Here is a 5,390-nt window from a genome sequence, read left to right as displayed (position 1 = left end):
AAGCCCGCTCCGTACCGCTTAGCGGTCGGAGTCGGGTAGTTTACCCAAATTCCTGTTCGATGATCCGCCATCGGGCAGTGATCACGCCTGGCTCTAGGCTGAGGCGGCTGACGACAAGTTCCAGGGCTTGGTCGTCGCGGGTCTGGGTGACTAGCTCTGCTTCGACTTTGACCAGATCGGGCTTGTCCTCCAGGTCTTCGCTGTAGAGGGCGCGCAGTTTGAGATGGGTGGGAGCTATGCCTTGCAAGAGCAAGGCGCGGATGTGGGCCTCTGCTTGGCTTTTGCAGACAAATGAACACTCATAGACCAGTTCCAGTTCTGTGCCTTTCAAAGGCTGCTGGTTGATGCGGTAGCCCAGCGGACGCAGCACAACGTTGGAGATCAACACAGCTGCGGCCCCAATGGCAGCTTGGGGAATGTACCCCGATCCGGCAAAGGCTCCCACCGCGGCTGCACACCAGATGGTGGCGGCAGTGTTCAGGCCACGGACGCTGGCTCCTTCCTTGAGGATCACGCCACCGGCCAAAAAGCCAATCCCCGATACCACTTGGGCCGCAATACGGGTCGGGCTGCTTTCATCAGGGGTGAGAACCGAGAGCATGACAAACAAAGCTGCACCCGTGGCCACCAAGGTGTTGGTGCGTAAGCCGGCCATACGCTGCCGCCACTGTCGCTCCAGGCCAATGAGGGATCCCAGGACAAAGGCAACGGCCAAACGCAAGGTGAAGTCAATCCAGGTCATGCTCCGGTTCTCGTGAAAGGATAAAGTTTAGCCATCCTCATCTGGGATCCCAAGGGCAGTGGCTTCCTGTTGCAAGGTTTGCCAGAGGGCTTCCAGTTGAGCAAAGGCGGATTCTGGGGCCAGCTTACCACCTGTTTCTAAAGCACAGGTTATGCCCACCCGATAGGCATACTGCTGCAGCCGTGACCGAAATTGAGCAGCAGCCAAGGGAGATAGAACTTTCAAGGTCATGGCACACCTCCTAAATGTTTGCTGTAACCCTTCGTTGGTCAAAGGACACCTCGTAAAAGTGCTCTGCGCCGCCGTCGCGATGGCCTTGTGGCGAGACTCTGAAAGGCTGATTTCTCAAGAAGGGCTGGATTATTCGTTCCTGGAACGCGCTTTGCCGGTGAGGTGCCCCCTGGATCCAGCGCCGGCGCAGCCCTAGAGCCCCACTTCAACCCCGACTAGCCAAGCCACCAGGGTGAAATACACCCAGAGGCCGGTGAAGTCTTTAATGGTGGTGATAAAAGGATCCGCTCCCGGAGCGTGGTCAAAGCCCAGCTTTAACATCACCCAGGGCAAAATGGCGCCCAAGATAGCCCCCAAAGTGAGGACAATGGCCAGAGCCAAGCCCACCGCTAGACCCAATTGTGGGATCCCATTGGGTGCCCCCTGCCAGAAGTAGGCAATCACCCCAGCCGTGGCCCCCAGGATCACACCAATAATGCCACCAATGCTGGCTTCCCGCAGCAAATAGGGGAGAAACTGCCGCACGTTGATGTGGCCCCAAGCCAAGCCACGGGCAAAGATGGTCGTAGATTGGGTACCGACATTACCGCCCATATCCATGACCAAGGGGATGAAAATAGCCGCTGCCGTTACTGCTTGCAACACCTCCTCAAAGGTTTCGATCACTCCCCCCACCAACATGCCGCCAATCAAGGTGATGATTAAAAACGTGATGCGCAGGCGGACGGCATACCAACGGGCGCCTTTAACCAGGCGCTCGCTCCAAACCTTGTCTCGGCTGAGCAAGTTGCCCACCCCTGCTTGGGCCAGAGCGGCGTCGGTGGCTTCTTCTTCCACCAAGTTGATGACATCTTCAAAGGTGATATCTCCCACCAAGCGCCCTTCCGTATCCACCACCGGAATGGCCGGCAAGCCCGAATCCTTGAGCAAACGAGCTGCCTGGAGATCCCGGTCGGTAACCCGAGCAAAAATATCCGATCCCTCAATCAGCTCCCGAATGGGCAAATCCGGATCTGCTTTCACGAGGCGCACGGTGCGAACCAAACCTTTGTAGAACCGCTGATCGTCCACCACAAAAATCACATCCAGCTCATCGTCTCCCAGTTGAGAGTCCCGCACGCTGGCCAGAGCAGCCCCGACGGTGATGGTATCCCGTACCGACAAGTAGCGCAGGTTCATCAGCCGACCGGCACTGCGCTCTGGATAACCCAGCAAGATATTCACTGCTTCCCGAGCTTCTGGGCTGAGGTTGGCAATGAGGCGCTTGGTTACTTTGGCCGGCAACTCCTCAAACAGACGCACCCGCTCATCCGGAGGTAAGGCTTCTACCAGCCGGATCACTTCTGGGCTTTCCATGCTGCGAATGAGATCGGCCTGCTCTTCGGGCCGCAGATACTCAAACACTGCAATGGCTTTGTCTTTTTCCAGCAAGCGGAAAGCCAAAACCCGCTGCCGAGGTGAAATCTCCATCAACTGCTGCACCAGCTCGGCAATGGGAGCGCGGTTGGCCTCTCGCTTGGCGGCTTCCAAGGAAGCAGGGGTTAGGAGATCGCGAAGAACGTTGTGCCGCATGATAAACCTCCGAACGTTGGGGTCAGCCGGGATGAAGAGAACCAGGAGGTCAACAGCCAACCGGTGCTCCGAGGCTCACAGGGAAGCCCTGAAACCCTTGGATGGCCGCGCAGCAAGCCGTAGGTCTAGCGCCAGGCCTCCAAGCCCAGCTTGGATCGCAAGCGCCCAAGCCGATAAAAGGGACTCCAAGGGATCCCCAGGCCTGCGGAAACCCCAAAACCCACAACAGGAAAGTCAAGGGGAATCCCCTCGGAATTACTCCTGATCTCCCCTTTTCTGAACAGGGCTGCACAAACCCATTGCTCAGGTAAGGCTCTGCTCAGCTCATCTGTTCGTCGCCGACTGAGAGAGCCACCCAAGTCAAAAGCTAGCCGGGAAAACTCTCCCACCCCTTCGCGTTGGCGAAACGGGATCCTCTCAAGCGACGACAGAAGCTGTCAGCGGGGAAAAGGAAGACACCAGTAAGAGCCCAATCTTCAAGAACGTGCTCCTCGAAGACCATCCACTGGTGGCTGGCGCTACAACTACCGGAAGCGTCCATGCTGTTGAACGTTTTCCTCCAAAAAGGTTAACCGAAACAACCCGGACAGCCAGAAGAGGATCTCTTCAGCCCCCTTTAGGCTAGTTGCAGGAGTGGGATCCCGTCAACCCTTTTTCTCCAGCTCATCCGGTGAACAATCGGCGGAGCAGCTGGAGGGGTAAGATCGGGGTGAGCAGCAATAGCCCCCTTGTGGTTCCTCTCGTCTCGACATTGCCCTCAGCCTGACTCAGCAGAGTCTACATCTCGGTGGCTTGCGACCTTGAGCAACCCACGCCCTTCGCCGCCTCTGTTTTGTTAGTGGTTTTTGTTAGTGGTTTGTTGGTGGCCTTGCTTCAATGAGCTGCGCTTCCCATCTCCTACAGGTGCCGATGTCCTTGAGCTTATGGCCTCTCTTCCCCTCGTTGCCGTGATCTTGGGCACACGGCCCGAAGCCATTAAGCTGGCCCCGGTGATCCAAGCTCTGCGTGCCAGTCCCCATCTGCGCACCGAGCTGATCTTGACCGGACAACACCGGGAAATGGTGGATCAGGTGATGCGGCTATTCGGTCTGCAAGCGGATCGGGATCTGGCGATCATGCGCCCCCGCCAAAGCTTGACGGACATCACCGAAGCCACCTTGCGGGGCCTAGAACTCTACTTTCAAGAGCAACATCCTCAACTGGTTTTGGTGCAGGGAGATACCACCACCGCCTTCGCTGCCGCCTTGGCAGCTTTTTACCACCGGATCCCGGTTGGGCATGTGGAAGCCGGACTGCGCACCGATGATCTCTACAATCCTTTCCCCGAAGAGGCCAATCGCCGCCTGATCTCTCAGTTGGCCAGCCTGCACTTTGCCCCTACCCCCCAAGCCGTTGACAACCTGAAGCGAAGCCACGTGGTGGGATCCATCCATTGCACCGGCAACACTGTCATCGACGCCCTACTGCAGGTGGCCTCCCAAGGGATCCCCTGCCCCATTCCCGGGCTGGACTGGCAGCGCTACCGTGTCCTGTTGGTTACCGTGCACCGACGCGAAAATTGGGGGGATCCCTTAACCGCCATCGGCAAGGCTCTGCTGCAGATCTTGGCCGAGTTTCCCGATACCGCCCTTCTTTTGCCCCTCCATCCCAACCCCTTGGTGCGGGATCCCCTGCAAGCCCTGTTGGGATCCCATGAGCGGGCTTTTCTCACTGAGCCTCTGGACTATCCCCTCTGGGTGAGCGCCATGCAGCGCTGTACCCTCATCCTCAGCGACTCCGGCGGCATTCAAGAAGAGGCCCCTGCCCTGGGCAAACCGGTGCTGGTGCTGCGGCAGACCACCGAACGTCCTGAAGCGATTGCTGCCGGCACCGCCCGCCTGGTAGGCACACACCCCGAAAAGATCCTGAAGGCAGCCCGAGAATTGCTCACAGACCCACAAGCCTATGCCCGCATGGCCCAAGCCCAAAACCCCTTTGGCGATGGCACTGCCGCCCGGCAAATTCGCCACATCATCGAGCGGTGGTTTAACCCGCAAAGCCCTCGAGAAGAACAAAGTTAAGAATCAAAGTTAAGAATTAAAAGTTAAGAATTAAATAAGAATCAAAGATGTATAGACCGTTACCGGGAAAACCGTTTCTTTACCTATTGCTCTCAATAAGACAATTAAGATAGAAAGCCTGACTCCAATCCAATTGACCCCAGTCCAATCAAGAGCGAGGATGCAAACCATGAGCACGACTGCAACTGCCACCACCGTTGTCCGGGTGCCGATTGTGGATGCCACCCCAGAAAATGTGCAACCCTTCGGCCAACTTATAGGGGACGATGTGGCCAATCCTGGGCTGGGGATCCCCTTTTATCAGGGGCGTGTCCTGGAAGGACAGAACATCGACTTTCAATACACCGGCAGAGCCGTTATCCGTACGGCTAAGATCCTGCCCGGATATCCACCTGTGCTCTGGCTGGAGCGCCACATGCGTATGACCCAGTTGTTTGTCGGCCTGGGGCAAGAGCCGTTCATCATGGTGATGGCTCCTCCCAACCATCCCAAAGCAGCTCCCGATCTCGACAAAGTACAAGCCCTGCGATTCCCTGCCGGGCATGGGCTGCTGCTGCACCTCGGCACGTGGCACGATTTCCCCATTGCCTGCGAGCGCCCCGTTGTGGTGCTAACCGCCAACTCCGAAGAAGTGGTGGAAGCCCTGGCCAGCATGGAAGATGCCCACGAAATGAATCAGGGAGATGTATTCAAAATTTCCCTCCCCCAACGGCTAAAAGCGGAGATCCACCTAGAGCTGGTGTAAACTACCCGACATCAACCGCTAGGCGGTACGGAGCGGGCTT

5 protein-coding genes are annotated in these 5,390 nt (G+C 57.3%); 2 read left to right on the top strand and 3 right to left on the bottom strand.

All coding sequences use genetic code 11. From position 1 onward, the window contains the following. Positions 1-40: 40 nt before the first annotated feature. The 3 genes from NW843_RS10290 to mgtE all read right to left on the bottom strand — a co-directional run bounded on the left by NW843_RS10290 (position 41) and on the right by mgtE (position 2,545). Complete coding sequence (locus tag NW843_RS10290) at positions 41-742, bottom strand: MgtC/SapB family protein (protein WP_414374796.1); 702 nt, start codon at positions 740-742, stop codon at positions 41-43. A gap of 27 nt (positions 743-769) precedes the next feature. After that, positions 770-973, bottom strand: coding sequence for a hypothetical protein (locus tag NW843_RS10285; RefSeq protein ID WP_238376758.1), 204 nt, complete (start codon positions 971-973; stop codon positions 770-772). A 192-nt stretch (positions 974-1,165) separates the two neighbouring features. After that, the gene (gene mgtE / locus NW843_RS10280; protein ID WP_414522880.1) at positions 1,166-2,545 is read right to left on the bottom strand and encodes a magnesium transporter; all 1,380 of its coding nucleotides are present in this window, start codon (positions 2,543-2,545) and stop codon (positions 1,166-1,168) included. Between the two features lie 923 nt (positions 2,546-3,468). On the opposite strand from mgtE, the gene wecB reads away from it, so the two are divergent. Together wecB and NW843_RS10270 are read left to right on the top strand one after the other, a co-directional pair. Next, a complete protein-coding gene (gene wecB / locus NW843_RS10275) occupies positions 3,469-4,605 on the top strand; it encodes a non-hydrolyzing UDP-N-acetylglucosamine 2-epimerase (protein WP_414343264.1) in 1,137 nt (378 codons plus the stop codon). A 169-nt stretch (positions 4,606-4,774) separates the two neighbouring features. After that, complete coding sequence (locus NW843_RS10270) at positions 4,775-5,350, top strand: ureidoglycolate lyase (RefSeq protein ID WP_041437468.1); 576 nt, start codon at positions 4,775-4,777, stop codon at positions 5,348-5,350. Positions 5,351-5,390 lie beyond the last annotated feature (40 nt).

It is taken from the genome of Synechococcus sp. R5-12 (assembly GCF_047502655.1).
Taxonomy (GTDB): Bacteria; Cyanobacteriota; Cyanobacteriia; order Thermostichales; family Thermostichaceae; genus Thermostichus.
The sequence above is the reverse complement of the archived record's forward strand: the minus strand, read 5'-3'. Positions and strand labels throughout refer to the sequence as shown.

Excerpts from the sequence above, each read along its gene's own strand:
- wecB (WP_414343264.1), top strand. The coding sequence starts at position 3,469 with ATGGCCTCTCTTCCCCTCGTTGCCGTGATCTTGGGCACACGGCCCGAA.
- NW843_RS10290 (WP_414374796.1), bottom strand. The coding sequence starts at position 742 with ATGACCTGGATTGACTTCACCTTGCGTTTGGCCGTTGCCTTTGTCCTG.
- NW843_RS10270 (WP_041437468.1), top strand. The coding sequence starts at position 4,775 with ATGAGCACGACTGCAACTGCCACCACCGTTGTCCGGGTGCCGATTGTG.
- NW843_RS10285 (WP_238376758.1), bottom strand. The coding sequence starts at position 973 with ATGACCTTGAAAGTTCTATCTCCCTTGGCTGCTGCTCAATTTCGGTCA.
- mgtE (WP_414522880.1), bottom strand. The coding sequence starts at position 2,545 with ATGCGGCACAACGTTCTTCGCGATCTCCTAACCCCTGCTTCCTTGGAA.